General features: G+C 64.1%; 26 protein-coding genes. 11 read left to right on the top strand and 15 right to left on the bottom strand.

Going from position 1 to position 26216, the window contains the following annotated elements; genetic code table 11:
- Positions 1 to 25: 25 nt before the first annotated feature.
- The 6 genes from D5400_RS01755 to D5400_RS01730 all read right to left on the bottom strand — a co-directional run bounded on the left by D5400_RS01755 (position 26) and on the right by D5400_RS01730 (position 6311).
- The gene (locus D5400_RS01755) at positions 26 to 961 is read right to left on the bottom strand and encodes a 5'-methylthioadenosine/S-adenosylhomocysteine nucleosidase (RefSeq protein WP_245451393.1); all 936 of its coding nucleotides are present in this window, start codon (positions 959 to 961) and stop codon (positions 26 to 28) included.
- Positions 962 to 1277: 316 nt separating this feature from the next.
- The gene (locus D5400_RS01750) at positions 1278 to 2810 is read right to left on the bottom strand and encodes a YifB family Mg chelatase-like AAA ATPase (RefSeq protein WP_126007083.1); all 1533 of its coding nucleotides are present in this window, start codon (positions 2808 to 2810) and stop codon (positions 1278 to 1280) included.
- A gap of 189 nt (positions 2811 to 2999) precedes the next feature.
- Entirely contained in the window at positions 3000 to 3944 is a 945-nt protein-coding gene (gene gshB / locus D5400_RS01745; RefSeq protein WP_126007081.1) for a glutathione synthase, read from the bottom strand.
- 79 nt (positions 3945 to 4023) lie between these two features.
- Positions 4024 to 4383 carry a YraN family protein gene (locus tag D5400_RS01740; RefSeq protein ID WP_164527989.1) on the bottom strand — a complete coding sequence of 120 codons (360 nt, stop codon included), beginning with the start codon at positions 4381 to 4383 and terminating at the stop codon, positions 4024 to 4026.
- Positions 4384 to 4422: 39 nt separating this feature from the next.
- Positions 4423 to 5373, bottom strand: a complete 951-nt coding sequence (gene rsmI / locus D5400_RS01735) for a 16S rRNA (cytidine(1402)-2'-O)-methyltransferase (RefSeq protein ID WP_126007077.1) — start codon at positions 5371 to 5373, stop codon at positions 4423 to 4425.
- A gap of 104 nt (positions 5374 to 5477) precedes the next feature.
- The gene (locus tag D5400_RS01730) at positions 5478 to 6311 is read right to left on the bottom strand and encodes a MurR/RpiR family transcriptional regulator (RefSeq protein ID WP_126007075.1); all 834 of its coding nucleotides are present in this window, start codon (positions 6309 to 6311) and stop codon (positions 5478 to 5480) included.
- A 75-nt stretch (positions 6312 to 6386) separates the two neighbouring features.
- Here D5400_RS01730 and D5400_RS01725 point away from each other — a divergent pair, with 75 nt between their 5' ends.
- From D5400_RS01725 to D5400_RS01685, 9 genes are all read left to right on the top strand, one after another.
- Positions 6387 to 7184, top strand: coding sequence for an N-formylglutamate amidohydrolase (locus D5400_RS01725; protein ID WP_126007073.1), 798 nt, complete (start codon positions 6387 to 6389; stop codon positions 7182 to 7184).
- A gap of 5 nt (positions 7185 to 7189) precedes the next feature.
- The gene (locus D5400_RS01720) at positions 7190 to 7702 is read left to right on the top strand and encodes a TRAP transporter small permease subunit (RefSeq protein WP_126007071.1); all 513 of its coding nucleotides are present in this window, start codon (positions 7190 to 7192) and stop codon (positions 7700 to 7702) included.
- Complete coding sequence (locus D5400_RS01715; protein ID WP_126007069.1) at positions 7699 to 9024, top strand: TRAP transporter large permease; 1326 nt, start codon at positions 7699 to 7701, stop codon at positions 9022 to 9024. Before D5400_RS01720 ends, D5400_RS01715 begins: the two co-directional genes overlap by 4 nt.
- A gap of 122 nt (positions 9025 to 9146) precedes the next feature.
- Entirely contained in the window at positions 9147 to 10214 is a 1068-nt protein-coding gene (locus D5400_RS01710; RefSeq protein ID WP_126007067.1) for a TRAP transporter substrate-binding protein, read from the top strand.
- A 95-nt stretch (positions 10215 to 10309) separates the two neighbouring features.
- Positions 10310 to 11671 (top strand): glutamine synthetase family protein, encoded by a 1362-nt coding sequence (locus D5400_RS01705; RefSeq protein WP_126007065.1) that lies wholly within the window; start codon positions 10310 to 10312, stop codon positions 11669 to 11671.
- A 107-nt stretch (positions 11672 to 11778) separates the two neighbouring features.
- On the top strand, positions 11779 to 13161 hold the full coding sequence (locus D5400_RS01700) for an aldehyde dehydrogenase family protein (protein WP_126007063.1): 1383 nt from the start codon (positions 11779 to 11781) through the stop codon (positions 13159 to 13161).
- Between the two features lie 9 nt (positions 13162 to 13170).
- Positions 13171 to 14328, top strand: coding sequence for an iron-containing alcohol dehydrogenase (locus D5400_RS01695; RefSeq protein WP_126007061.1), 1158 nt, complete (start codon positions 13171 to 13173; stop codon positions 14326 to 14328).
- 86 nt (positions 14329 to 14414) lie between these two features.
- The gene (upp, locus tag D5400_RS01690) at positions 14415 to 15044 is read left to right on the top strand and encodes a uracil phosphoribosyltransferase (protein ID WP_126007059.1); all 630 of its coding nucleotides are present in this window, start codon (positions 14415 to 14417) and stop codon (positions 15042 to 15044) included.
- Positions 15045 to 15179: 135 nt separating this feature from the next.
- Positions 15180 to 15749, top strand: a complete 570-nt coding sequence (locus tag D5400_RS01685) for a TIGR02281 family clan AA aspartic protease (RefSeq protein WP_126007057.1) — start codon at positions 15180 to 15182, stop codon at positions 15747 to 15749.
- A 20-nt stretch (positions 15750 to 15769) separates the two neighbouring features.
- Here the strand turns inward: D5400_RS01685 and deoA are convergent, their stop codons facing one another.
- From deoA to D5400_RS01650, 7 genes are read right to left on the bottom strand one after another with little or no spacing between them, the layout of a single operon-like run.
- The gene (gene deoA / locus D5400_RS01680) at positions 15770 to 17089 is read right to left on the bottom strand and encodes a thymidine phosphorylase (RefSeq protein WP_126007055.1); all 1320 of its coding nucleotides are present in this window, start codon (positions 17087 to 17089) and stop codon (positions 15770 to 15772) included.
- A complete protein-coding gene (deoC, locus tag D5400_RS01675; protein ID WP_126007053.1) occupies positions 17086 to 17859 on the bottom strand; it encodes a deoxyribose-phosphate aldolase in 774 nt (257 codons plus the stop codon). The genes deoA and deoC overlap by 4 nt, the downstream gene beginning before the upstream one ends.
- A 2-nt stretch (positions 17860 to 17861) precedes the next feature.
- On the bottom strand, positions 17862 to 18659 hold the full coding sequence (locus D5400_RS01670; protein ID WP_126007050.1) for a purine-nucleoside phosphorylase: 798 nt from the start codon (positions 18657 to 18659) through the stop codon (positions 17862 to 17864).
- Positions 18656 to 19048 carry a cytidine deaminase gene (locus tag D5400_RS01665; RefSeq protein ID WP_126007048.1) on the bottom strand — a complete coding sequence of 131 codons (393 nt, stop codon included), beginning with the start codon at positions 19046 to 19048 and terminating at the stop codon, positions 18656 to 18658. Before D5400_RS01665 ends, D5400_RS01670 begins: the two co-directional genes overlap by 4 nt.
- 4 nt (positions 19049 to 19052) lie before the next feature.
- Positions 19053 to 20015, bottom strand: a complete 963-nt coding sequence (locus D5400_RS01660) for an ABC transporter permease (protein ID WP_126007045.1) — start codon at positions 20013 to 20015, stop codon at positions 19053 to 19055.
- Complete coding sequence (locus D5400_RS01655; protein ID WP_126007043.1) at positions 20015 to 21148, bottom strand: ABC transporter permease; 1134 nt, start codon at positions 21146 to 21148, stop codon at positions 20015 to 20017. Before D5400_RS01655 ends, D5400_RS01660 begins: the two co-directional genes overlap by 1 nt.
- 4 nt (positions 21149 to 21152) lie before the next feature.
- Positions 21153 to 22688, bottom strand: a complete 1536-nt coding sequence (locus D5400_RS01650) for an ABC transporter ATP-binding protein (protein ID WP_126007040.1) — start codon at positions 22686 to 22688, stop codon at positions 21153 to 21155.
- Between the two features lie 188 nt (positions 22689 to 22876).
- On the opposite strand from D5400_RS01650, the gene D5400_RS01645 reads away from it, so the two are divergent.
- Together D5400_RS01645 and D5400_RS01640 are read left to right on the top strand one after the other, a co-directional pair.
- Positions 22877 to 23311, top strand: coding sequence for an acyl-CoA thioesterase (locus D5400_RS01645; RefSeq protein WP_126007038.1), 435 nt, complete (start codon positions 22877 to 22879; stop codon positions 23309 to 23311).
- Positions 23308 to 23520: a SlyX family protein gene (locus D5400_RS01640; RefSeq protein WP_126007036.1), complete on the top strand. Its 213-nt coding sequence runs from the start codon at positions 23308 to 23310 to the stop codon at positions 23518 to 23520. The genes D5400_RS01645 and D5400_RS01640 overlap by 4 nt, the downstream gene beginning before the upstream one ends.
- 22 nt (positions 23521 to 23542) lie before the next feature.
- Here D5400_RS01640 and dapB read toward each other — a convergent pair whose 3' ends face one another.
- Complete coding sequence (gene dapB, locus D5400_RS01635) at positions 23543 to 24373, bottom strand: 4-hydroxy-tetrahydrodipicolinate reductase (RefSeq protein ID WP_126007034.1); 831 nt, start codon at positions 24371 to 24373, stop codon at positions 23543 to 23545.
- Positions 24370 to 26205, bottom strand: coding sequence for an ABC transporter ATP-binding protein (locus D5400_RS01630; protein ID WP_126007032.1), 1836 nt, complete (start codon positions 26203 to 26205; stop codon positions 24370 to 24372). Before D5400_RS01630 ends, dapB begins: the two co-directional genes overlap by 4 nt.
- Positions 26206 to 26216 lie beyond the last annotated feature (11 nt).

The raw sequence follows: 26216 nt of genomic DNA, 5'->3' as shown, positions 1-26216 counted from the left end.
GTTTGAACCGGCTGAAAACGCCTCGTCACTCGGGCAGGGCGGCGAGGAAGGCCCGCACCACGCGGGCCGAATTGTCGGACGCGATCTGCATGAAGGTCGCCATCTCGTTCTCGCTCGGACCGCCACCGGCGAGGTCCGATACCGATCGAAACGCGATGAAGGGAACGTCGTTGGCGTAGGCCACATGCGCGACGGCCGCACTCTCCATGTCGAGCACATTGGCGCCGAAGGTCTCGAACACATAGTCGCGGAAGGCGCCGTTATCGACAAATGCCTGGCCCGAGACGCCGCTGCCGCCCACGCGAATGGTCGGCTGCTCGCTGAGGCAGGTGTCGTCGCTGGTGCACAGTTGCAGCGTGACGGCGTTTGTGAGCTGACGCGCGGTTTCGAACAGCGCGCCATCGACCTGAAACCAGAAGTGCTCTTCCATCTCGCCACCCGCGCGCGCGACATCCACCTCGCGTGGAAAGATCATCCCGTAATTGGGAAACGGCGTCTCGATGAAGCTTGGCGGTGTGAAGCCCTCATCGGTTTCGCGCGCGAACACCGCTTCCAGATATTGCGCCCAGCGTTCCGGCACGACGACGTCGCCGATCGATTGCTGCGGATCGACACCGCCTGCGATGCCGGAAAAGACGATCTCCCTCAGGTTGAAATGATCGATCGCGATCTGCGCCGTCATCGCCGCATTGACCATGCTGACGCCGCTCAGAAACAGAACGACGCGGCGCCCTTCGATGCGCCCCGTGACGAACTCGACGCCTGCGATCTCATGCTCTTCGCGCTCGATCAGCGCCTCCTGCAGCGCCAGCCACTCCGGCTCGAAGGCTGAGACGACGGCCGTGCGCGGCGCTTCGTCGAGGGTCTGGGGGTCCTGCGCGAGAGCGGCGGTCGATGGCAACGCAGCAAGTGCCATGAGCGGAGATGTCAGGATCAGGGCAGTGCGCAGGACAGACTTCACGATGGGACGCTCCGAATTAAGAGTGTGCGGCAAGTTTGGGCGGATGATCCCAACCAAGCCCTAACGCCGCAGCAGCGCAAGTCGATCCTCAACGATCTTCCCTTCTGATTGCCATCGGCAACGACCCGGTCGCTGCTCCCAGCGCAACGGAACCTTCGACCCCGCGCAGTGCAGGCTTCGACAGTGTCGAGCGCAACTCTTGCCCCTCCCTCGCCGGCGTTCTGCTCCAGCCATTGGCTGCTGGCATGCCATTTGGAAATCGGCCGCCTGGTCGTGCACCGAGCTTCAGATTAACGTCCGATCGCCCGTCAGAAGCTCAAGCAGCCATGCTCGTCCGCTCCGCCATCACCCGGTAGGAAATTGCCTCGGCCAGGTGAATGCGGCCGACTGCCGGCTTGCCATCGAGATCGGCCAGCGTGCGCGCGACCTTGAGGATGCGGTGATAGGCGCGGGCCGAAAAGGCCATGCGCTCGGCCGCCTCCGACAGAAGCGCGCGCCCCGCGCTGTCGATCGCCGCAACGGTTTCCACCAGTGCAGTCGGGCACTGTGCGTTGGCAGTCACGCCGGTAACGCCAAGTTCGCCGTAGCGATGGCGCTGCAGGTCACGCGCCCGTGCCACCCGCTCCGCAACGGTCGCGCTCGTCTCCGCGACGGTCGGGCGGATGAGATCGGCGGCTGATACGGCGGGCACGTCGATGCGGATATCGATCCTGTCCATCAGCGGGCCGGAAATGCGTGCCTGATAGTCGCCCGCGCAACGCGGACCGCGCGCGCAAACGTGGCCAGGTTCTCCGGCCATCCCGCAGCGGCAGGGGTTCATCGCCGCCACGAGCTGAATGCGGGCCGGATAGCTGATCCGGTGGTTCGCCCGCGCGATCACGCACTGGCCCGTCTCCAGCGGCTGGCGCAGGCTGTCGAGGACCTGCGGCGTGAATTCCGGAAACTCGTCGAGAAACAGCACGCCATGATGGGCAAGCGACATCTCGCCCGGCCGCGCCTTGAACCCGCCTCCGACCATCGCCGCCATGGAGGCTGAGTGATGCGGTGCGCGAAACGGCCGACGATCCGAAAGCTTGCCGCCGGCGAGCTTCCCGGCAATCGAATGCACCATGGACACTTCCAGCAGTTCTGCCGGCGGCAGCGGCGGCAGGATCGAGGGCAGACGTTCCGCAAGCATCGACTTGCCGGACCCGGGAGGCCCGACCATCAAGAGGTTGTGCCCGCCCGCAGCGGCCACTTCCAGCGCGCGTTTTGCCGTTTCCTGGCCCTTGATATCGGAAAGATCCGGCAACCCAATTGCCGGTTGATGCAATGCGGGTTCCGGCCGCGACAGCACCTGGCTGCCGCGAAAATGATTGGCGAGCGCGATCAGGCTGCGCGGCGCAAGAATGTCGATGTCGGCGCCCGCCCAGGCCGCTTCCGGGCCGCTTTCGGCCGGGCAGATCAGGCCCTTGCCGAGCGCGTTCGCGCCGATCGCCGCCGGCAGCACACCCGCGACGGGCGCAATCGTGCCGTCGAGTGACAGCTCGCCAAGAACGACGTAGTCATCCAGTGCATCGGCAGGGATGGCACCCAGCGCCGCCATCAGCGCCAGCGCGATGGGCAGATCGAAATGACTTCCCTCTTTCGGCAGGTCCGCAGGTGCGAGATTCAGCGTGATCTTCTTGGCGGGCAGCGCAAGACCCGAGGCATGCAGCGCCGCCTGGACGCGTTCGCGGCTTTCCGCAACCGCCTTGTCGGGCAGCCCGACGATATGCATGCCGATCTTGCCCGGCGCCAGCATCGCCTGCACGTCGACGGGAACCGCCTCGATACCTTGGAACGACACCGTCCTGACGCGACTGACCATCCTGCACCGCCTCTCCAAACGATCCGATAGGGTCTATCGCATCGGCTCCAACAACTTCATGTTTTATTCGCCGGCCATGCAACTTGACATAGCAGAAAGAATAAAACAAGAACGTTTTCGGAGCGATTGCAACTCATCGCACGTCACAGCTGGTCTGCGCGGTTGCAGTGGCGGAACAAACGGTGGTGGTCAGCGGCGCTTTTCGATCGCATCCCACATCAGAGCAGCAATGTCGGCACCGCCAAACTTGCGCACTTCGCGGATGCCGGTCGGCGAGGTGACGTTGATCTCGGTCATGACGTCGCCGATCACGTCGATGCCGACGAGAATGAAGCCGCGTTCGCGCAAGGCTGGCCCGATGCGTGCGCAGATTTCGCGTTCGCGATCGGTCAGCTCCGTCTTCACCGCCTTGCCGCCCACATGCATGTTGGAGCGGCTGTCGTGCTCGGCCGGCACGCGGTTGATGGCGCCGACCGGTTCGCCGTCGATGAGGATGATGCGCTTGTCGCCTTCGCGCACCTTCGGCAGGTAGCGCTGCGCGATGATCGGCTCGCGGAACATCTGGTTGAACATTTCCAAGAGCGACGAGAGGTTGCGATCGCCTTCCGCCAGGTGGAACACGCCGGCGCCGCCATTGCCGTAAAGTGGCTTCAGGATGATGTCGCCCATTTCCTCGCGAAACGCGCGGATCTCGGCCCAGTCACGGGTGATCAGCGTTTCCGGCATCAGGTCCGGAAACTCAGTTACGAAAATCTTCTCGGGCGAATTGCGCACCCAGGCCGGATCGTTGACGACGAGCGTCTGCGGATGGATGCGCTCCAGGAGGTGCGTCGAGGTGATATAGGCCATGTCGAAAGGCGGGTCCTGGCGCAAGAGCACCACGTCCATGGTGGAAAGATCGGTGCGCACCGGATCGCCCAGCGTGTAATGCGCGCCCTTCTCGTCCTTCACCGTCATCGGTTCGATGCGGGCAAACACCTTCCCGTCGCGCAGCGTCAAGAGGTCGGGCGTGTAATGATAGAGCTCGTGGCCCCGCGCCTGCGCTTCCAGGCACATGGCGAAGGTGGAGTCGCCTTCGATGTTGATCGACTGCACATGGTCCATCTGGACCGCCACTTTCAATGACTTCGCCATTCTCGGTTGTCCCTGCTTTGCTTTGTCGTTCAGATAGTGCGCGGGTGCCCTTAAGCGCAACTGTCCAGTGGTGCTGATCTCAAAACGCGTCGGCGAAGTGCCGGGGCCAGCGCCACGGCATGATCGCTACGATGTCGTAGCGATAGGAAACGCGGGAGAGATCGACGCCGCGCTTCATCTGTGCCGTAATCCAGAGATCGCTCGCACTGCGGATCCGCGTCGCCGTCGTATGGGAGACCGCGTCGATCGCCGCGCGTTCGTCGCTCCGTGCCTTCACTTCGACGAAGGCGATGAGGGCGCCGCGCTTCACGATCAGGTCGATCTCACCGAGCCGCGTCCTGTGGCGCCGCGCGAGGATCCTGTAGCCGCGAAGCTGCAGCGAGAACGCAGCGAGCGCTTCGGCCAGATGACCGCGCCGCTCGGCTTCCTGCCGCGACATCGGCTGCTCCCGCCGCTCACGCGGAGCGCGCATCGGCCTTCAGCCCTTCTTCATCTCGAGCAACCGCGCATAGAGGTCCTTGCGCGGCAGGCCCGTCAGTTTCGCAGCTTCCGTCGCGGCTTTCGCCGGTGGCATCGTGCGCACAAGATCGTCGAGCAGCGCCTGCGGATCGATGTCGCTGGCCTCCTCCTCAAAGGGCGCGATCAGAAACACGATCTCGCCTTTCACATTGCCTGAGGAAGCATAGTGCTGAGCCAGTTCGCCAAGCGTGCCCCGCCGCGTCTCCTCGAACGTCTTGGTCAGCTCGCGACAAACGGCGGCCGGACGGTTTTCGCCCAGAACCTCGGCCGCATCGACAAGAGCATCTGCGATCCGGTGGGGTGATTCAAAGAAGATCAGCGTGGCGGGCATGCGCTGCAGCGCGCCGAGCCTGTCGCGGCGCGCCTTCGATTTCTGCGGCAGAAAGCCGGCAAAGAGAAAGCTGTCGCTTGGCATGCCGGAAGCGGTCAGCGCCGCAAGCGGTGCCGAAGCGCCGGGTATCGGCACCACGCGGTGGCCCGCGGCAAGTGCGCTCTCTACCAATCGGAAGCCCGGGTCTGAAACGAGCGGTGTTCCGGCATCGGAAACCAGGGCCACGCTTTGCCCGGCATCGAGCGCCGCCATCAGCCGCTCGCCGGCGGCTTGCGCATTGTGCTCGTGATAGGCAAAGGGCCGGCGGCGAATGCCGTAGCGCTCCAGTAAGACGCGGGTTACCCTTGTGTCCTCGCAAGCGAGCAAATCTGCCGAGGCGAGCGTTTCCAGCGCGCGCAGCGTGATGTCGCCCAGATTGCCAATCGGCGTAGAAACGAGATAGAGCGCCGGCTCCACCGGCCGCGCCTTGATCTCCGTCGTGCCGATGGTGAAGGCGGGCGCGGACCTGCCGTCGCGGGTCGCGGCTTCGCTGTCTGTAAGGTCGGTGTCTGCGGGGCCGCTCTCGTCTGGTCGCGCCATGTCTCATCCTTCGCCTGCAGACCCGCAGGCCATAGACAGTGGTTCTGCGTTATCGCAAGGCCGGCGCGCAAGCCCAAAGGCATTTACGACCCGGCGCGGCGCGCTCAGTCGCCGACGCGAATGCGGCTTTCGGCGGTCTTCCAGGACAATTCGGTGGTCCGCGCAATCAGCGCCTCCACAAGCGCGAACATGGCGGTGTTCGCGTCCCAGATGCGGTCGATCGAGACCCGGCACGGCAGCACGATCTTGGAAAAGCGCGAAATCGGCGAAATCCATTCATCGGTCATGAGAATGGTGAAAGCGCGCGCCGCCTTCAGCTGGCGTGCGGTTTCGAGCAAATCGTCGTCATAGCGGCGCATGTCGAACAGCACGACAACATCGCCCGCCTTGATGTCCAGCAACTGGTCGGCCCGGTTGGCGATCCGCCCGTCAAGCCTGCGCACGCCGGGCCGCGCGCGCCTGAGATGCGCTTCCATGTACATGGCGAGCGCGTCGGTGAAGCGGCCGCCGGCGAGATGACATGCATTGCGGCTGTCGGCGAGCTTGCGGGATGCGGCCTCGAATTCGGATGCGGGAATGCGCTCGGCCGTCGCCCGCATGATCTCCGCGGTTTGCTCGAAGAAGCGATCGAGAAACCGCTCGCTCTCCTGGCGCGGCACCTCGAAACTGCGCTGCAGCGGTGATTTCGTGCGCTCGTCCAGTTCGGTGCGCAGCGCGCGCTGAAAATCCGGATAGGAGCGAAAGCCCAACCTGGAAATGAAGCGCAACACCGTTGCGGCACTTGCACCTGCAGCTGTGCCGAATTCCGCAACCGGCGCAAGCCCGATCGTCGGATAATTCGCCAGCAGCGTCCGCGCTGCGCGCTTCTCGGCGGATGTCAGTGCGTCCATCGTGGCATGAACGGTGGTCTCGACCGTCGCCGGAATGCTCACCGCCATTCTGAAATTCTCGTTTCAGTGTTGACACATATTCGGTTTCCCGAATTACTGTACCAGTAAAGGGGGTGTTGGGGCATGTCCACCGAGAAAGCCGTCGACGTCGTGAATGCCGAAGGGTCTTCGCCCTTCGTACTCGTCTGCGACCATGCCTCGAACCGGCTGCCGGCACGCTACGGAACGCTCGGCCTCACACCTGAAGAACTGAAGAGCCACATCGCCTGGGATCCGGGCGCGCAGGCGGTCAGCCTCGCTATGGTCGAAGCGCTCGATGCGCCGCTCGTCCAGTCGACCGTGTCGCGTCTCATCATCGACTGCAACCGCGATCTCGATGCGCCGGATCTGATCTGGACGTTGTCGGAACGCACCCGCATCGCCGCCAATGAGAACCTCGATCCGCAGGAGCGCCAGTTCCGCATCGATGCCTATCACCGGCCCTTCCACGAGGCGATCGACGCGGTGATCGCGAAGCGTTTGGCGAGAGGACAGGAAACCGTTCTGGTCTGCATGCACTCCTTCACGCCGGTCTATCACGGCGTGCCGCGCCCCTGGCCGATCGGGCTGATCCACGGCGTCGATACCCGTTTCACCCGCGCCGTCGCCGATGCTCTGGCGGCGGACGACCCCACGCTGAATGTCGGGTGGAACGAGCCCTACGCGGCGCTGAACGGCGTCACGCTGACGCTCGAAAAGCACGGCGATGCGAAGGGCCTTGCCGCCGTCATGGTCGAAATCCGAAATGACGAGATCGCCGATCCCGCGGGCGTTGCCGATTGGGCCGGTCGGCTCGGACGCGCACTGCACGCCGCCCATGCAAGTGGCGCTGCCGATCGCGCAGAGCCAGCTGCGCAATCCGCGCGTCAAAGGGAGGCGTGACCGGGATGCCGAAGCCGATCCGCGCCTTTGTCCGGGTGGTCGATGCCATCAACAGGGTCGTCGGCCGCTTCGCCATGTACCTGCTCTTCGTGCTGGCCGCGATCCTACTCTATTCCACGCTCTCGCGCGTCATCATCGGCACGCCGGTCAACTGGTCGCTGGAGATGAGCCAGTTCGTGCTCTCGGCCTATTATCTGCTCGGCGGCGCCTACACGATGCAGAATGACGGCCATGTCCGCATGGACCTCTTCTACAGCAAGCTGACGCCGCAGAAGCGGGCCGTCACCGATGCCTTCACGATTCTGTTCGTGCTCTTCTATCTTGGCGTCCTGCTCATGGGCGGCCTGTCGAGCACGGCCTATTCCATCGAATACGGCCAGAAGAACTACACGTCCTGGGCGCCACCCCTGTGGCCGATCAAGGTGATCATGACGCTCGGCATCTTCCTCATGCTGCTGCAGGCGATCTCGTCCTTCTTCAAGGATGTCGCCATGGCACGCGGAAAGCCGATCGCATGAGCTCGGAACTGATCACGCTCTTCATGTTCTCCACCATGATGGTTCTGCTCCTGACCGGGCAGCGCGTCTTCGGCGTCATCGGCTTCGTCGGCGCGGCGGCAGCACTCTGGCTGTGGGGGCAGGGCTCGTCGGAATTACCGTTCAACGCAGCCTTTCAGGTGCTGAACTGGTATCCGCTGATCACCGTGCCCCTCTTCGTCTTCATGGGATTCGTGTTTTCCGAATCCGGCATCGCCAGCAATCTCTACCGCATGTTCCACGTCTGGTTCGGCGGCATGCGCGGTGGCTTGGCGCTCGGCACGATCGGGCTCATGGTGCTGATTTCCTGCATGAACGGCCTGTCTGTCGCCGGCATGGCGATCGGGGCGACGGTCGCCCTGCCGGAGCTTCTGCGCCGCGGCTACAACAAGGTCATGGTCACCGGCGTCGTCCAGGCCGGCAGCTCGCTCGGCATCCTCATCCCGCCCTCGGTCGTGCTCGTGCTCTACGCTATGATCGCGCGCCAGCCCGTGCTGCAGCTCTGGCTCGCCGGCATCCTGCCCGGGCTTCTGATGGCGACGCTTTTCTGCATCTACATCTATGTCCGCTGCCGCCTCCAGCCGGAGCTTGCGCCCGCCATGCCTGCGGAAGAGCGCGCGGCCATCACGAAATCGGAGAAGATGCGCCTACTCGGAGCGGGCTTCCTGCCGCTGGTCGTTTTCGGCACCATGATGGGCCTCTTCATCAGCGGCGTCACGAGCCTGGTGGAAAGCTCCGCCGTCGGCGCTCTCCTGGCCGTACTGGCCGCCGCCGTGTCGCGAAAGCTCACCTGGAAGGTCATCGACGATTCAACGCGCAACACGCTGACCATCTCCTGCATGTTCCTCTGGATCATCCTGGCCGCACTCTGCTTCGGCGCGGTCTATGACGGGCTGGGCGCCGTGCGCGCCATCGAAAACCTGCTCCTGAACACCTGGGAGCTGGACCGCTGGACGATCCTCATTCTCATGCTCCTGTCGTTTGTGGTGATGGGCATGTTCCTCGACGATACGGCCATGCTCGTCATCGTCGCGCCGCTCTACATCCCGCTCGTCATCGGGCTTGATTTCAACGCCATCTGGTTCGGCATTCTCTACACGATCACCTGCCAGATCGCCTACATCACCCCGCCTTTCGGCTACAATCTCTTCCTGATGCGCGCCATGGCGCCGCCAGAGATCACGCTTGCCGACATCTATCGATCGATCGTGCCCTTCGTCGGGCTGATGGTGCTCACCATCGTCATCCTGATGATCTTCCCCGAAATTGCGCTTTGGCTGCCGGGCCTCTGGTCCGCCCGCTGACGCGAAGTTGAGGACCAACGGAGAGGACTGACACCGACGAGGCACGACAACGAGATACGGCAAATGACTGTCCGACGAACGGGCGGCGAAAAGATCAGGAACCGAAAGAGGGAAAAATCGACATGAGTGACAATTCGAAGTTCACCAAGCGACAATTCATCAAGCGGGCGGGTCTGGTGACGGCCGGGGGCGTATCGGCCTCCACGCTTGCCGCGCCCTACGTCAGGGCGCAAAGCCCGATCCGCTGGCGCCTGCAGACCTATGCCGGCCCGGCACTCGCCGAGCATGTGGTGAAGCCGGCAATCGATGCGTTCAACACGGCCGCCAACGGTGAAATGGTCATCGAACTCTTCACCGCCGACCAGCTCGTGCCGCAGGGCGAACTCTTCCGCGCCGTGCAGCGGGGCACGATCGATGCTTGCCAGTCGGACGACGATTCCATGGCCTCGCCGGTCGATGTCTCGGTCTTCGGCGCCTACTTCCCGTTCGCATCGCGCTACGGCCTCGACGTGCCGGTGCTCTGGAACTGGTACGGCCTGAAGGAAATCTGGGAAGAAGCTTACGGCGAGATCGAAGGCGTCACCTGGCTGTCTGCCGGTGCGTGGGATCCCTGCAACTTCGTCACCACCAAGCCGATCCGCAGCGTCGATGATCTGAACGGCCTGCGCGTCTTCACCTTCCCGACGGGCGGGCGCTTCCTCACCCGCTTCGGCGTCGTGCCGGTCACGCTGCCCTGGGAAGACATCGAAGTCGCGATCCAGACGGGCGAAATCGATGGCGTCGCCTGGTGCGGCGCAACCGAAGCCTACACGGTCGGCTGGGCGGATGTGACCCAGTACTACCTCACCAACAACATCAACGGCGCCTGGGCCGGCTCGTTCTTCGCCAACACCGATCGCTGGAACGAATTGCCGGAGCATCTGAAGACGCTCTTCAACATGGCGATGGACAGCTCCCACTACTATCGCCAGCACTGGTATTGGTGGGGCGAGGCGCACTACCGCACGACCGGCGGCAAGCTGGAGCTCACCACCATTCCGGAAGCGGAGTGGAAGCGCGTCGAAGACGAGGCGCTCGTCTTCTGGGACGAGGTGGCCCAGGAAAGCGAGCGCAGCGCCCGCGTCGTGGAAATCCTGAAGAACTACGCCGAGACGATGCGCAACGCAGGCGCACCGTACCGCTACACCTGACAGACGTGACGACGATCGACCCGGCGGCTTCTGTCGAGGCCGCCGGGTCTCGCAAATCAAAAAGACCGACCGGAAACGCGTGAGGGAGAGTGCCGATGGCCGCCTATGATCTGAAAACGCTGAAGGCCGACATCAAGTCGGGCGACATCGACACCGTGCTCGTCTGCTTCCCCGACATGCAGGGCCGCCTGATCGGCAAGCGTTTCCAGGCGGAATTCTTCGTCGAAGGCGCGCTCGACGAGACCCATGGCTGCGACTACCTGCTCGCCAACGACATCGATATGGAGCCGGTGCCCGGATACGATGTCGCCAACTGGCAGCGCGGCTACGGCGATTTCGTCATGAAGCCGGATCTCGCCACACTGATGAAGGCGCACTGGCTGGAGGGCACCGCGATCGTTCTGTGCGATCTCGTCGACCACCACCATCACGACCCCGTTCCGCATTCTCCGCGAGCGATCCTGAAGACGCAGCTCGAGCGGCTTGATGCGCTGGGCCTTATGGCAAACTTCGCCTCAGAGCTCGAATTCTATCTCTTCGACGAGGACTACCGCACGATCCACGAGAAGGGTTTTCGCGGCCTCAAGACGGCCGGCTACTACATCGAGGACTACCACATCTTCCAGACCACCAAGGAAGAGCCGGTGATGCGCGAGATCCGCCGCAAGCTGCAGGCCTCCGGCATTCCGATCGAAAACTCCAAGGGCGAGTGGGGCCCCGGCCAGGAAGAGATCAACGTCCGCTATGCCGACGCGCTGACCATGGCCGATCGGCACGTCGTGATGAAGAACGCCATCAAGGAAATCGCCTATGCCCAGGGTAAGGCCGTCACCTTCATGGCCAAGTGGGATTACGGGCTCGCCGGTTCGTCGAGCCACGTCCACATGTCGCTCGCGAAGGACGGCAAGAACGCCTTCGTCGATGAGAATGACAAGCTCGGCATGTCGAAGCTGATGAAGCACTATGTGGCGGGCCTGCTTAAATATGCTGCCGACATCACCGTGCTTCTTGCGCCCTATGTGAATTCCTACAAGCGCTTCCAGGCCGGCACGTTTGCGCCGACCAAGGCGATCTGGAGCGGCGACAACCGCACGGCGGGCTTCAGGCTCTGCGGCGAAAACACCAAGGGCATCCGCATCGAGTGCCGCATCGGCGGCGCCGACTTGAACCCCTATCTCGCCTATGCGGGAATGATCGCCGCCGGCCTCAAGGGCATCGAGGACGAACTTGAGCTCGAACCGCCCTATACGGGCGACGCCTATAGCGGCGAGAAACTGCCGGAAATCCCGAAGACGCTCCGCGCCGCCATCGCCGCCTTCCGCGGTTCCTCCATGCTGAAGGATGCGCTCGGCGAACAGGTGATCTCCCACTACGCCCACACCGCCGATTGGGAACAGCTCGAATACGATCGCCGCGTGACCGATTGGGAAATCAAGCGCGGTTTCGAGCGGTGTTGAAAACTGTTGCGCGCCACCCCTTGGAGCGCGCCCGACATCGGAATAAGGCAATCGGCACTCTTTCGCGCGGCGCGGCCCGCGCTTTCTGCTGGCAAGGAACACTGTCCATGACCGAACTGGTCAAGCTGATTTCACCCGTGGATGGCTCCGTCTACGCCGAGCGGCCCTATGCCGAGCCGGCCGCGATCGAGCGCGCCGTCGAAGCGGCACTGGCCGCGCGGAAGGCCTGGCGTGAGACGACGCTTGGCGAACGCGCCAAGATCATGACGCATTTCGCCGACGCGCTCATCGCCATGAACGAAGAGATCGTGCCGGAACTCGCCTGGCAGATGGGCCGGCCGGTGCGCTATGGCGGTGAGAAGGGCGGCGTCGAGGAACGCGCCCGCCATATGATCGCCATTGCCGAAAAGGCGCTTTCGCCGATCGACCTGCCGGAAAAGCCGGGCTTCATCCGCCATATCGCGCGCGAACCCGTGGGCACGGCGCTGGTCATCGCGCCGTGGAATTATCCGTACCTCACCGCTGTCAATTCCATAGTCCCGGCGCTGATGGCCGGCAACGCCGTCATCCTGAAGCACGCGAGCCAGACGCTGCTGGTGGGCGAGCGCTTCCAGCTTGCCGCCGACCGCGCCGGCCTGCCGAAGGGGCTCTTCCAGAACCTCGTCCTCAGCCACCGCGACACCGAGAAGCTCATCGGCTCGGGCCGCATCGATCACATCGTGTTCACCGGCTCCGTCGCGGGCGGCCGCGCGATCGAGCGGGCCGCGGCCGGCACCTTTGCCACGCTCGGCCTCGAACTCGGTGGCAAGGATCCGGCCTTCGTTCGCGCGGATGCCGATCTCGACAAGACGGTCGACAATCTGGTCGATGGCGCCTTCTTCAATTCCGGCCAGAGCTGCTGCGGCATCGAGCGCATCTATGTCGACCGCGCGCTCTATCCGGAATTTCTGGAGCGGTTCGTCGCAAGCGCCAAGGGCTGGAAGCTCGGCAACCCGTTCGATGCCGACACCGTCGTCGGCCCCATGGCGCGCGGTTCGTTCGCCGATCACGTGCGCGGCCAGACGGCCGAAGCGATCCGCAAGGGCGCGGTCACGCATCTCGATACCCACGACGAGCGCGATCGCGAAGGCTCGCCCTATCTCGCTCCGCAGGTCCTCTCCAACGTCGATCACCAGATGGCGGTGATGCGCGAGGAGAGCTTCGGCCCGGTCATCGGCATCATGCAGGTCGCCGACGACGAGGAGGCGGTCACGCTGATGAATGACAGCCCTTACGGTCTCACCGCCTCCATCTGGACACGCGATCTCGATGCCGCCGCAAGGCTCGGCGCGCGCGTGGAAACCGGTACCGTCTTTGCCAATCGCTGTGACTATCTCGATCCCGCGCTCGTCTGGACGGGCGTCAAGGACACCGGCAAGGGCGGCGCGCTGTCGGAGATCGGCTACCAGATGCTGACCCAACCGAAATCCTTCCATCTCAAGCAGATCTGAGTTCAAGACATGACCGTCAAAGCCAACTGGAACTACCCCACCGCCGTCCGTTTCGGCGCCGGTCGCATCGCCGAATTGCCCGACGCGCTGAAGGCGAGCGGCATATCGAAGCCGCTTCTCGTGACGGATGCGGGCCTTGCCAATCTGCCGGTCACGCAATCGACGCTGAAGATCCTGGAAGATGCCGGCATCCCCTGCGCTCTCTTTTCCGACGTGAAGCCGAACCCCATCGCCGCCAATGTCGAAGCCGGCATCAAGGTGCTGCGCGAAGGCGGCCATGACGGCGTCATCGCGTTTGGCGGCGGCTCGGGCCTCGATGCGGCCAAGGTCATTGCCTTCATGGCCGGCCAAACGCGGCCCATGTGGGACTTCGAGGACATCGGCGACTGGTGGACCCGCGCCGATCCGGCCGGCATCCTGCCGATTATCGCCGTGCCGACCACTGCCGGCACCGGCTCCGAAGTCGGCCGCGCCGGCGTCATCACCGACGAGACGACCCACACCAAGAAGGTCATCTTCCATCCGCTGATGATGCCGAAGATCGTCATCTGCGATCCCGAGCTCACCGTCGGCATGCCGCGCTTCATCACCATCGGCACCGGCTTCGATGCGCTAGCGCACTGCCTCGAAGCCTATTGCGCGCCCGGCTACCACCCGATGGCCGAAGGTATCGCGGTCGAAGGCATGCGCCTCGTCTTCGAAAATCTCGAGAAGGTCGCCGCCAACCCGAACGACATCGAGGCGCGCGGTCATCTGATGAGCGCGGCCGCCATGGGCGCCACGGCGTTCCAGAAGGGTCTCGGCGGCATCCACGCGCTGTCCCACCCGGTCGGCGCGCTCTACGACACCCATCACGGCATGACCAATGCCGTCTTCATGCCCTATGTGCTCGTCGAGAACCGCGCAGCGATCGAGGATAAGATCGCAAGACTGGCGGCCTTCCTCGGCATGGAAGCCTCCTTCGATGCCTTCCTCGACGCCGTTCTCAAGCTGCGCAAGACGCTCGACGTGCCGCACACGCTCGGCGACTTCAAGGTGGGCACCGACAAGCGCGACCAGATCGCCGACATGGCGATCGTCGATCCGACCGCCGGCGGCAACCCGATCGAGCTGACGCGTGAGCGCGCGCTTTCGATCTTCGACCGCGCCGTCGACGGCAGCCTGTGAGCGAAACGGCCGGCGCCCTTGTCGCCGGCCGCCTTTCTGTGTCTTAAAGCAGCCAGACGAGCGCGCACGAAGGAAGGGCCAAAGCCATGGACGGCGTCACCATCATCGATCACCCGCTGGTGCAGCACAAACTCACGATCATGCGCTCAAAGGACACGTCGACGGCAAGCTTCCGCCGGCTGCTGCGCGAGATCTCGACGCTGCTCTGCTACGAGGTGACGCGCGATCTCGAACTCACCATGGAGACGATCGAGACGCCGCTGATGGAAATCCAGGCGCCGAAGCTTGAGGGCAAGAAGCTCGTCTTCGCCTCGATCCTGCGCGCCGGCAACGGCCTGCTCGAAGGCATGCTCGATCTCGTGCCATCGGCCCGCGTCGCCCACATCGGCGTCTACCGCGACCATGAGACACTGGAAGCCATCGAATATTACTTCAAGGCGCCGGAAGACGTGGTCAACCGTCTCGTCATCGTCGTCGATCCGATGCTTGCGACCGGCAATTCCTCCATCGCCTCCATCGACAAGCTGAAGGAGCGCGGCGCGCGCAACATCCGCTTCCTCTGCCTGCTCGCGGCGCCCGAAGGCATCCGGAACTTTCAGGAAGCTCACCCCGACGTGCCGATCTATACGGCCTCGGTCGACAGCCACCTCAACGAAAAAGGCTACATCGTCCCCGGCCTCGGCGACGCCGGCGACCGCATGTACGGCACGAAATAGCGTCAAATCCGTCGACCGCGCTTTACGCTCCGTTGACTCCGATCGCAGGTGGTCGGCGATAGAGGCGGCTGCGTTAGTGCCTTCTTATCGATGGCATGATGTGCTGGCCCCAGCAATTTTCAGGGGCGGAAAAGCATGCTCAAACTGGTCGTCTGGACAGTCGTCGGCGCAAGCGTCGTGGCCGCCATTCCCCATTATGCATCCCAGTTCCAGGGGCGGCTGGCCGATCGGCAGGCGGCTGAGGCTCAATCGGCCGTCGGTGATCTGGCGCGCGTGCAGGACAGCGTCACAGCGCCTGCCGTCAAACCCACCTATCAGGCAAGCTATGCGGCCGGCCGCAGCATCCGCCTCATCGCGGATGAAAAAGGCCATTTCACCGGCAATTTCCGCGTGAACGGCACGCCGCTTCAAGGCCTCATCGATACCGGTGCAACCTATGTGGCGGTCAACCAGTCGACCGCACGCCGCCTGGGCGTTGCCCTGTCGCCGTCCGATTTCGTTTACGGTGTGCAGACGGCCAATGGTGAGACCAAGGCGGCGAAGGTCACGCTGAGCCATGTCGAGGTCGGCTCGCTGCGCGTGGAAGACGTGGAAGCCTTCGTCCTGCAGGACCAGAACATCTCGGTCAATCTGATCGGCATGAGCTTCCTGAATAAGCTCAAAAGCTTCCAGGTCGCCGATGGCGAGCTTCTGCTGGTCAACTAGTTCAGACGGCGAACAGCCGTTCAGTCGGCGATCCGCATCATCACCGCATCGTTGATCGCGGCTTCGCCCTCGCCGATCCGGTAGGCGGCGATGACGGCGGCTTCGGCCTCCGCGGCCTCATCTTCGGTGCGCGCATGCACGCGGGCGATCGCATCACCCTCTTGAAGCACCGTGCCGAGCCCGACGAGCTCGTCGAGACCGACGGCGTGATCGACCGCATCGGCCGCGCGCCTGCGACCACCGCCGAGCGTCACGACTGCAAGGCCTACCCCGCGCGTGTCGATGCCGAGCACCGTTCCTGCCTGTGGGGCTGCGATATCGCGAACGATTGCGGCTTTCGGCAGGTGCCGGTCCATCGCCTCGACGAAATCAGCCGGCCCGCCGAGCGCCGTCACCATGGCCTGGAATTTCTCCGTCGCAGCGCCGCTGTCGAGCGCATCGCGGGCAAGGTCTGCCGCTTCGCCGTGAGAGGCAGCACGGCCCGAGCGTAGAAGCATCTCGGCGGCAAGCGCCAGCGTCACGTCGAGGAGCCGTGCGTCGCGATGCGCGCCAGTCAAAAAGTCCACGGCATTGCGCACTTCCACGGCGTTGCCGGCGGCGGACGCCAGCGGCTGGTCCATCGCGGTGATCAGCGCACTGGTCGAAAGGCCTGCGGCATTGGCGACATCGACGAGCGAGCGCGCCAGCGTCTCGGCCTTCTTCGGGTCGTCCATGAAGGCGCCGTTGCCGCATTTGACGTCGAGCACCAGCGAGCCGAGCCCGGCGGCGAGTTTCTTCGACAGGATCGAGCCGGTGATCAGCGGCACCGATTCCACCGTCGCCGTCACGTCGCGGATGCCGTAGAAGCGCTTGTCCGCAGGCGCGAGCCTGCCGGTCTGGCCGATGATGGCGCAGCCCACCTCGTCCACCGTGCGTCGGAACAGCGCGTTGTCTGGCATCACCGAATAGCCGGGGATCGATTCCATCTTGTCGAGCGTGCCACCCGTGTGGCCGAGCCCGCGGCCGGAAATCATTGGCACCGCGACGCCACAGGCAGCCAGGATCGGCGCAAGCATCAGCGAGACATTGTCGCCGACGCCGCCCGTGGAATGTTTGTCCGAGACGGGCCGGTCGATGTCCGGCCAGGCCAGAACGTCGCCCGAATCGCGCATGGCAAGCGTCAGTGCTACCGTCTCGTCGCGCGACAGCCCGTTGAAGAAGACGGCCATTGCAAAGGCCGCAATCTGGCCCTCGGTGATCGTCTCGTCGGTGATCCCGGCAACGAAGGCGGCGATGTCCTTTTCATCCAGCGTCTGGCGGTCGCGTTTGCGGCGGATGAATTCCTGCGGAAGGAGGCTCAATAGGAAGCCTCCGCTCCGCCTGCGGCAGTCCCGCCCGTCAGCTTGGCGCGGATGTCGCCAAGAAGGCCCGATGCGCCGAAGCGAAAGGTGGCGGGTGTCGGCCAGCCTTCACCCATGATCCATTCCGCCTGAGCGAGGTAGCGCGAAGCATCCTCAACCGTGCGCACGCCGCCGGCCGCCTTGAAGCCAACCGGCTGGCCGCTCGCCTTGATAGCGCTCACCATGATCTCGGCGGCTTCCGGCGTCGCGTTCACCGGCACCTTGCCGGTCGAGGTCTTGATGAAGTCCGCGCGTGCCTCGATCGCAAGTTCCGATGCACGACGGATGAGCGCCGGATCGACGAGCTCGCCCGTCTCGAGGATCGTCTTCAGCAGCACCGGCTCGGCACACACCTCGCGGATCGCCTCCACCATTGCCGAAACGGATCTCTCGTCGCCCGAAAGCAGCGCGCGATAGGGAATGACGAGATCGATCTCGTCAGCGCCGTCCGCGATTGCCTGCACCGTTTCCGCCACGACATCCGAAATGGCCATGTCGCCGGACGGGAAATTCACCACCGTCGCGATCTTCACGGCACTGTCCGGGCCTAGAATGCCGCGCGCTTGCGCCACGAAGCGCGGCCAGATGCAAATTGCTGCTGCATGATCGTCGCCGATAAAGGCGTCGCGGCAGAGCGCGTCGATCGCGTCCTGCGTGCAGTGGTCTGTCAGGTCGGTCAGATCGAGCATGGAAAGCGCCCGTGCGGCCTCGGTCTTCATCTCTTCGGCCATGGTCAGTTCTCTTTCCGCAACAGTTCGCTCAGCACCCGGCCGAGGCGTTCGCCCCCGATCGGCGCCATGTCCTTGGTTTCCTGGTGGCTGAGTTCGCCACCGGTCATGCCGGCCCCGAGATTGGTGATGACGGACGCCGCCGCCACCTTCAATCCAAGGAAGCGCGCGAGAATTACTTCGGGCACGGTCGACATGCCGACGGCGTCCGCCCCGAGGATGCGCGCCATGCGGATTTCCGCCGGCGTCTCGAAGCTCGGGCCCGAAAACCACATGTAGACGCCCTCATGCAGCGTCACGCCGACGCTTTCCGCCGCCGCCTGCATTGCCGCGCCGAGTTCCGCGTCATAGGCGCTCGTCATGCCGACGAAGCGTGCATCGCTTTCCTCGCCGATCAGCGGGTTGAGGCCCGAATAATTGATGTGGTCGGAAATCCGCATCACCGAGCCGGGCGGCATGTCCTCGCGCACCGAACCGGCGGCATTGGTCAGGATCAGCGTCGTAATGCCGAGCGCCTTCAGCGCTTCCAACGCCGGCCGCATCGCGTCGGCGTCGCCCTTTTCGTAATAGTGGACCCGTCCAGCCAGCATGAGCACCGGCGTGCCGGACAATTTGCCGCCGACGAGCCGGCCGGCATGGCCCGAAACGCCCCCGCGCGGAAAACCGGGAAGTGCCTCATAGGGCACCGACACCGCGCCTTCCAGCGCATCGACGAGGCCGCCGAGCCCAGAGCCGAGCACGATCGCGACCTTCGGCTTCAGTCCGCCGAGCTTCTCATTGAGGATTTCGGCCGCGTATCTCACTTCAGGACCTCGGTCTCGAACGCCATCGGCAGAAGATCGGCGAGCGTCACCGTCTCCACCACGCCGGTATCGTCGCAGAGATAGACCTTCGTCGCCGGCGTGCCGAATTCCGCAAGCCGCTGGCGGCAGCCGCCACAGGGCGTGCACTTGGCCATCTTTTCCGCAATCACGGCGACCTCGGCGATCTTGCCGGCACCGGCCATCACCATGTGGCCGATCGCCGTCGTTTCGGCGCACCAGCCCTCGGGATACGAGATCACCTCGATGTTCGCCCCGGCGTAGATCTTGCCGTCCGTAGCGCGGATCGCTGCGCCGACGGGAAACTTCGAATAGGGAGCATGCGCCCGCGCCATGGCATCGCGGGCCGCCAGGAACAGATCCTCAGCCATCGGTCTATCTTTCTTTCACGTAAGGGACGCCGCCGGCCTTCGGCGGCTCGGCCTTGCCGATGAAGCCCGCAAGCAGGATCACCGTCAAGATGTAGGGCAGGGCCTGGATGAACTGCACCGGCACCGGTCCGATAATCGGCAGCGGCTGGCCCTGCATGCGGATGCCCATGGCGTCGAGGAAGCCGAAGAGCAGGCAGGCATACATGATCGGCACTGGCCGCCACTTGGCGAAGATCAGGGCGGCGAGCGCGATATAGCCCTTGCCGGCCGTCATGTTCTTCACGAAGCCGGCCGTCAGCGCCATGGAGAGATAGGCACCAGCAAAGCCGCAGAGAATGCCGCAGCAGATCACGGCCCGGTAGCGCAGCCAGGTCACCGAGATGCCCGCCGTGTCGACCGCGCCCGGGTTTTCGCCGACGGCCCGGAGCCGCAAGCCGAAGCGCGTGCGGTAGAGCACCCACCAGGCAAACGGCACCATGGCAAAGGCGAAATAGGTCAGCCAGAAATGCCCCGACAGGATGTCGGAATAGATCGTGCCGATCACAGGCACGTCGGCAAGCGCTTCGGCAAACGGCAGGTCGATCGTGGTGAAGCGTGCATCGCCCGAAAGCGCCGGCGTGCGGCCGCCCTGCGCGAACCACGCCTGACCGAGGATAACCGTCGTGCCCATGGCGATGAAGTTGATGGCGACACCCGAAACGATCTGGTTGCCGCGCTGCGTGATCGAGGCGTAGCCGTGCACGAGCGACAGCGCGACTGAAACGACGAGCGCCGCCAAAAGCCCCATCAGTGCGGAGGAGAAAACCGCCGCCGCGGCGCCGCCCGCAAAGGCCGCGCCGAGCATCTTGCCTTCAAGCCCGATGTCGAAAATGCCCGACCGTTCCGAAAACAGGCCGGCGAGCGCCGCAAGCAGCAGCGGCACCGACAGCCGGATGGTGGATTCGATGGTGAGAACGACAATATCCATCAGCCGGCACTCCCCACGCTTACAGGCTTCGTCTTGGCCGCCCTGGCGCCGAAGAAGCGCGAAATGGCCGGCCGGAAGGTGTTTTCCAATGCGCCGGCGAAGAGGATCACGAGGCCCTGGATGATGACGATCATGTCGCGCGAGATTTCCGGCATTTCGAACGAGATCTCGGCGCCGCCCTGGTAGAGCATGCCGAAGAGGATCGCCGCCGGGATGATGCCGGCCGGGTGCGAACGGCCCATCAGCGCCACCGCGATGCCGACGAAGCCGGCGCCCGCGACGAAATCGAGCTGCATGCGGCCCTGCTCGCCCATGATCGGGTTCAGCGCCATCATGCCGGCAAGCGCGCCGGAGATCAGCATGGCGATGATGATGATCCGGCTGTCCTTGATGCCGGCGTAGCGCGCGGCCTTTTCCGAGAATCCCATGGTGCGGATTTCATAGCCGAGCTTCGTGCGCCAGATCAGCACCCAGACGAAGACGGCCGCGGCGAGCGCCAGAAGAAACGACACGTTGAACGGCGCGCCGCCGATATCGAGCCCGAAGATCGCCATCAGCCAGTCGAGCTGCGGCAGCTGCCCGCCCTCGCCGAAGGTGCGCGTTTGCGGCGACATGGTGCCGGCCGGCTTCATCACCTCGACGAGGAGATAGATCATCACGCTCGACGCGATGAAGTTGAACATGATCGTGGTGATGACGATGTGGCTGCCGCGCTTGGCGCGCAGATAGGCAGGAATGAACGCCCATGCCGCACCAAACAGCGCCGCGCCGATCGTCGCCACGATGAAGGTCAGGTACCAGGGCAGGATCGTGTCGAAGGTCAGGCAGGCGAGCGCCACGCCGATGCCGCCGATATAGGCCTGGCCTTCGCCGCCGATGTTGAAGAGCTTGCAGTGAAATGCGACCGCGACTGCCAGCCCGGTGAAGATGAAGGTCGTCGCGTAATAGAGCGTGTAGCCGATGCCTTCACCGTAGCCGAAGGCGCCATCGACGAGGAGCGTCGCCGCCCGGATCGGGCTTTCGCCGACCAGAAGCACGACGAGACCTGCGACCGCGAAGGCGACGATCAGATTGATGAGCGGGATGAGGACATATTCCACCCATCCCGGAAGCTTTGCATATGGGGTGGCCATTAAACTACTCCGCCGCCTCCCGGTCTTCCTCGATGCCCGCCATCAGCAGGCCGAGATCGTCTTCGCCCGCTTCGCCGTCGCGCTCGCCCACGATGCGGCCGGCGAACATCACGAGGATGCGGTCCGAGAGCGCCCGGATTTCGTCGAGCTCGACGGAGACGAGGAGAACGGCCTTGCCGGCATCGCGCATCTCGATGATGCGCTTGTGAATGAATTCGATGGCGCCGACATCGACGCCGCGGGTCGGCTGGCCGATGATGAGCACATCCGGGTCCTGCTCGATTTCGCGCGCGAGCACCACCTTCTGCTGGTTTCCGCCGGAGAAATTGGCCGTCTTCAGCCGGGCATTAGCCGGGCGGATGTCATAGGCCTTGATCTTCGCCTCTGCATCCTTGCGGATCGCGTCGACGTTGAGGAATACCCCGTTCAGATAGTCGGGCTGGTCGTGGTAGCCGAGGATGGCGCTTTCCGCCTCCTCGAATTCCAGGATCAGGCCCATGTGGTGCCGGTCTTCCGGCACATGGGCAAGGCCGCGGCGGCGCAGTTCCGCAGGGTCCGCCTTGCCCGAGATGTCGACCGGCTTGCCGTTGAGATAGACCTCGCCGCCGGATGCCGTGCGGATGCCGGCGATCGTTTCCAGCAGCTGCGACTGGCCGTTGCCGGCAACGCCCGCGATCCCGACAATCTCGCCGGCGCCCACGTCGAGCGACACATTGTCGACCACCGTCACGCCGCGCGAATCCTTGACCGTGAGATTGCGCACCGAAAGCTTCACTTCGCCCGGATTGGCGGGGCCTTTTTCCACGCGCAGCAGAACGCGGCGGCCGACCATCAGGCTCGCCAGTTCTTCCACCGAAGTTTCTGCCGTCTGCCTTGTGCCGACCAGCTCGCCCTGGCGCATGACGGACACCTCGTCGGTGATCGCCATGATCTCGCGCAGCTTGTGCGTGATGAAGATGATCGTCTTTCCCTGGTCCTTGAGCTGGCCGAGGATGCGGAAGAGATGGTCGGCTTCCGGCGGCGTCAGCACGCCGGTAGGCTCGTCGAGGATGAGGATTTCCGCCCCGCGATAGAGCGCCTTCAGGATTTCCACGCGCTGCTGCAGACCGACCGGCAGTTCCTCGATCACCGCGTCTGGGTCGACTTCCAGCGCATAGTCGCGCTCCAGCCGCTTCAGTTCGGCGCGGGCCCGCGCAATGCCCTTGTTCAGGATCGCGCTGTCTTCGGCGCCGAGCATGATGTTCTCGAGCACCGTGAAATTGTCGACCAGCATGAAGTGCTGGTGCACCATGCCGATGCCGGCGGCGATCGCCTCATTCGGGTTGCTGATCTTGCGCTTGGTGCCGTCGACGAGAATCTCGCCGCTATCGGCCTCGTAGAAGCCGTAGAGGATCGACATCAGCGTCGACTTGCCTGCGCCGTTCTCGCCGATGATGCCGTGAATGGTGCCCTTGCGGACCTTCAGGCTGATGTCCTTGTTGGCATGCACAAGCCCGAAGCGCTTGTTGATGCCGATAAGTTCGATCGCTGTTTCGTTCATGTCCGCCTTGGCCAAACCGCTTTGGTCGTCAGGATTATCGCCATCTTGCTGAGCGCTGCCTGCTGCGCAAGGAGAGGTTTGCCACTCTCGACAGTTCTTCGCATAAAGTCCAGTTGTGCAGCGCACGGGCCCGGTATCGATCAAGCCGGGCCGAGGCAAGGTAAAACCGCTCACGATCGGGTGAATTCATGCAGAGAGCCGAACCGCGGCGGCGCGAGGACTACCGCCTTTTCCGACCGTTGCAGACAAGATGGGCCGACAATGATGCCTATGGGCACATGAACAATGTCGTGCATTACGCGCTCTTCGACACGGCCATCAACGGCTGGCTCATCGAAAAGGGCCTCCTCGATATTCATCGTGGCAAAGTTGTCGGCCTGGTTGTCGAGACAGGCTGCAACTATTTCAGCGAGATGGCTTTTCCCGATCGCGTGACGGCCGGCATCGCCGTCACGCGCATCGGCACGTCGTCCGTCACCTACCGCATCGGCCTCTTTCGCGGCGATGATGTCATCGAGGCGGCACAGGGCCGGTTTACCCATGTCTATGTGGATCGCGAAAGCCGCAGACCGCAGCCGCTCGATGCGCGCTGGCGGACCATCCTTGAGGAGATTTCGCTATGAGCGCCGATCTTGAAAACCGCCTGACCGCGCTGGAAGAACTCGCCGCGCACCAGGCGAAGACGATCGAGGATTTGTCGGATGAACTCGCCAGGCAGTACCAGGTCACCAACCGGCTGACGCGCCAGGTCGAGGCGATCGCCCAGCGTTTTCTATCGCTCGAAGAGCAGAGCCATGGCCCCGTGCCCGTGACCAAGCCGCCGCACTACTGAAGCAACGCCGTTGCGCCTCTGATCAATTGTGGCTCTTGAGCCCCAGCACGTCGATCATCGAATAGAGCCCCGGCTGCTGACGGCTGGCCCAAAGTGCGGCCTTCACTGCGCCGCGCGCGAAGATCGCCCGATCGGTCGCCTTGTGCGTCAGCTCGATCGTCTCTCCTTCACCGGCGATCAGCACCGTGTGCTCGCCGACGACCGAACCGCCGCGCAGCGTCGCAAAGCCGATCGTGCCTTCGGGCCGCGCGCCCGTGTGCCCGTCGCGCACCCGCACGCTCTTTTCAGCAAGGTCGATCGCCCGTCCGTGGGCGGCCGCCTGGCCGAGCAGCAATGCGGTGCCTGATGGCGCATCGACCTTGTGCCGGTGGTGCATTTCCAGCACCTCGATGTCCCAGTCGGCCGCTTCGAGCGCGCGGGCCGCGTCTTCCACCAGCACGGCGAGCAGGTTCACGCCAAGGCTCATATTGCCGGACTTGACGATCCGCGCACCGGCCGCCGCGTCGCGAATGGCCGCCTCGTCCTCGTCGGAACATCCCGTCGTTCCGATGATGTGGACGAGCCCCGCGGTCGAAGCGCGGCGCGCCAGCGCAACTGTCGCTTCCGGGGCCGTGAAATCCAGAACGCCATCGGCCCCGCCAAGCGCTGCTCCCGGATCGTCGGTGACGATCACGCCATTGGCGCTAAGGCCTGCCAGTTGGCCGGCGTCAGCGCCGATCGAGGCGGCGCCCGGCCGGTCGAATGCGCCGACGAGCACAACGCCCGGAATGGCATCGATGCTCTGGATCAGTGCGCGACCCATGCGTCCGCCTGCACCGGCTACGACGAGCTTCAGGTCCTTCATATCGCTCATGACATCTGCCCTTTGCTGCTGACCGGCTGGGGCAGGGCGTCGCTCTCGTCGAAGCCGTCGATGCCCAGCATCTGCATGTTGTGGAAGCGTGCATAGATCCCGTCGGTCTTAGTGACCAGATCGTCGTGGCGGCCTTCCTCGGCCACGCGTCCCGCCTGCATGACGACGATCTTGTCGGCGCGTGCGATGGTAGAAAGGCGATGCGCAATGACGATGACGGTACGGCCTTGCATCGCTGTCTCCAGCGCCCGCTGCACCAGCGCTTCCGATTCCGTGTCCAGCGCGGACGTCGCCTCGTCCAGAAGCAGGATCGGCGCGTTGCGCACCAGCGCGCGGGCAATCGACAGCCGCTGGCGCTGGCCGCCCGAAAGCGTGATGCCGTTTTCGCCGACCGGCGTGTCGTAGCCGCGCGGTTGGGTCAGGATGAAATCATGAGCATTCGCCCGGCGCGCCGCTTCCTCGATCTCGGTATCCGTCGCATCCGGCCGGCCATAGCGGATATTGTCGCGGATCGAGCCCTCGAACAGGTAAGGCTGCTGCGAGACATAGGCGATCGCGGCGCGCAGCGACTGCTTGGTGACGTCGGCGATATCCTGCCCGTCGATCAGGATGCGGCCTGCTTCTGGATCGTAAAAGCGCGGCACGAGGCTGATGACCGTGGACTTCCCGGCGCCGGAAGGCCCGACGAGCGCTGTCGTTCTCCCGGCATGCGCCGTGAACGAAACGTCGCGCAGGATCGGATCGCCCTGCTGATAGGAAAAGTTGACCCCTTCGAGCACCACCTCGCCCTTGCCCATCATGAGCGGCTTGGCGCCGGGACGATCGGCCTGCTGCGGCTGGATGTCGAGGATTTCGTAGATCATGCGGGCATTCACGACGGCCCGCTCGAGGCTTACCTGCAGCCGCGCCAGGCGCTTGGCGGGCTCGTAGGCGAGAAGCAGCGCCGTTACGAAGGCGAAGAACGCGCCCGGAAGCACGTCGCCATAGATCGACCGGAACGCCGCATAGGCGAGCACGCCCGAAATCGCGAGGCCGGCAAGCGTTTCGGTCAGCGGCGAGGTCCGCTCCGTCAGCCGGATGATGCGGTTCGCCCGCCCTTCGGCCGCATCGATCAGCCGGTTCATCCGCACCCTGAGCACGTCTTCCATGGTGAAGGATTTCACGATGGTGATGCCCTGGACAGTTTCCTGCATGGCGGCCTGAACGCTGCTGTTCAGCTCCACCGCATCGCGCGTGGCGCTCCTCAGCCGCTTCGAAATATAGCGCAATGCCAGGAGAAGCGGCGGCGCGACGGTGAAGACGATCAGCGTCAAGAGCCAGTCTTTCGACAGCATGACCCCGATCAGCGCGACGAGCGTCAGGAGGTCCCGCGCAAGCGACGTGATCGTCAGGTTCAGGACATCGCGGATGCCGATGACGTTCTGGCTGATCTGCGCGGCGATCTGTGCGGAGCGGTTGTCGCTGTAAAACCCGACGCTGAGCGCCATCAGCTGGTCGAAGAGCCGCTTCTGGTAGCGTGCGACCAGATTGTTGCCGACCTTGGCCAGTAGCACGGCCTGCCCGTAGGAGGCGAGGCCGCGCAGCAGGAAGGCTGCGAAGATCGAGCCGCAGATGAGCCAGACGACGTCGGCGCGCTGATTGGCGAAGGCCTCGTTGATCACGATTTCCATGATCCAGGCCGTAAACGCCGTCGTCGCCGCCACGATCGCCAGGCAGATGGCCGCGAACACGTAGTCACGAACGTAGTCGCGCCCGTTCTCCGAAAGGATGCGCTTCAGCATCCCCATGACGGTGTCGGGATCGAGCCGTCGCTTTTTGGTCGGTTCTGTCATGCGGTTGTCGG

Origin of the sequence: Georhizobium profundi (assembly GCF_003952725.1) — a bacterium.
GTDB classification, from domain to species: Bacteria; Pseudomonadota; Alphaproteobacteria; order Rhizobiales; family Rhizobiaceae; genus Georhizobium; species Georhizobium profundi.
The sequence above is the reverse complement of the archived record's forward strand: the minus strand, read 5'-3'. Positions and strand labels throughout refer to the sequence as shown.

What these genes read in the sequence shown, in the direction of transcription:
- D5400_RS01645 (WP_126007038.1), top strand. Translation starts at nt 22,877, where the DNA reads ATGCAGAGAGCCGAACCGCGGCGGCGCGAGGACTACCGCCTTTTCCGA.
- rsmI (WP_126007077.1), bottom strand. Translation starts at nt 5,373, where the DNA reads ATGGCGCGACCAGACGAGAGCGGCCCCGCAGACACCGACCTTACAGAC.
- D5400_RS01700 (WP_126007063.1), top strand. Translation starts at nt 11,779, where the DNA reads ATGACCGAACTGGTCAAGCTGATTTCACCCGTGGATGGCTCCGTCTAC.
- D5400_RS01730 (WP_126007075.1), bottom strand. Translation starts at nt 6,311, where the DNA reads ATGGCGGTGAGCATTCCGGCGACGGTCGAGACCACCGTTCATGCCACG.
- D5400_RS01710 (WP_126007067.1), top strand. Translation starts at nt 9,147, where the DNA reads ATGAGTGACAATTCGAAGTTCACCAAGCGACAATTCATCAAGCGGGCG.
- deoC (WP_126007053.1), bottom strand. Translation starts at nt 17,859, where the DNA reads ATGGCCGAAGAGATGAAGACCGAGGCCGCACGGGCGCTTTCCATGCTC.
- D5400_RS01705 (WP_126007065.1), top strand. Translation starts at nt 10,310, where the DNA reads ATGGCCGCCTATGATCTGAAAACGCTGAAGGCCGACATCAAGTCGGGC.
- D5400_RS01630 (WP_126007032.1), bottom strand. Translation starts at nt 26,205, where the DNA reads ATGACAGAACCGACCAAAAAGCGACGGCTCGATCCCGACACCGTCATG.
- D5400_RS01695 (WP_126007061.1), top strand. Translation starts at nt 13,171, where the DNA reads ATGACCGTCAAAGCCAACTGGAACTACCCCACCGCCGTCCGTTTCGGC.
- D5400_RS01665 (WP_126007048.1), bottom strand. Translation starts at nt 19,048, where the DNA reads ATGGCTGAGGATCTGTTCCTGGCGGCCCGCGATGCCATGGCGCGGGCG.
- D5400_RS01640 (WP_126007036.1), top strand. Translation starts at nt 23,308, where the DNA reads ATGAGCGCCGATCTTGAAAACCGCCTGACCGCGCTGGAAGAACTCGCC.
- dapB (WP_126007034.1), bottom strand. Translation starts at nt 24,373, where the DNA reads ATGAGCGATATGAAGGACCTGAAGCTCGTCGTAGCCGGTGCAGGCGGA.
- D5400_RS01720 (WP_126007071.1), top strand. Translation starts at nt 7,190, where the DNA reads ATGCCGAAGCCGATCCGCGCCTTTGTCCGGGTGGTCGATGCCATCAAC.
- D5400_RS01685 (WP_126007057.1), top strand. Translation starts at nt 15,180, where the DNA reads ATGCTCAAACTGGTCGTCTGGACAGTCGTCGGCGCAAGCGTCGTGGCC.
- D5400_RS01660 (WP_126007045.1), bottom strand. Translation starts at nt 20,015, where the DNA reads ATGGATATTGTCGTTCTCACCATCGAATCCACCATCCGGCTGTCGGTG.
- D5400_RS01650 (WP_126007040.1), bottom strand. Translation starts at nt 22,688, where the DNA reads ATGAACGAAACAGCGATCGAACTTATCGGCATCAACAAGCGCTTCGGG.
- D5400_RS01750 (WP_126007083.1), bottom strand. Translation starts at nt 2,810, where the DNA reads ATGGTCAGTCGCGTCAGGACGGTGTCGTTCCAAGGTATCGAGGCGGTT.
- upp (WP_126007059.1), top strand. Translation starts at nt 14,415, where the DNA reads ATGGACGGCGTCACCATCATCGATCACCCGCTGGTGCAGCACAAACTC.
- D5400_RS01715 (WP_126007069.1), top strand. Translation starts at nt 7,699, where the DNA reads ATGAGCTCGGAACTGATCACGCTCTTCATGTTCTCCACCATGATGGTT.
- D5400_RS01655 (WP_126007043.1), bottom strand. Translation starts at nt 21,148, where the DNA reads ATGGCCACCCCATATGCAAAGCTTCCGGGATGGGTGGAATATGTCCTC.
- D5400_RS01725 (WP_126007073.1), top strand. Translation starts at nt 6,387, where the DNA reads ATGTCCACCGAGAAAGCCGTCGACGTCGTGAATGCCGAAGGGTCTTCG.
- D5400_RS01740 (WP_164527989.1), bottom strand. Translation starts at nt 4,383, where the DNA reads ATGTCGCGGCAGGAAGCCGAGCGGCGCGGTCATCTGGCCGAAGCGCTC.
- gshB (WP_126007081.1), bottom strand. Translation starts at nt 3,944, where the DNA reads ATGGCGAAGTCATTGAAAGTGGCGGTCCAGATGGACCATGTGCAGTCG.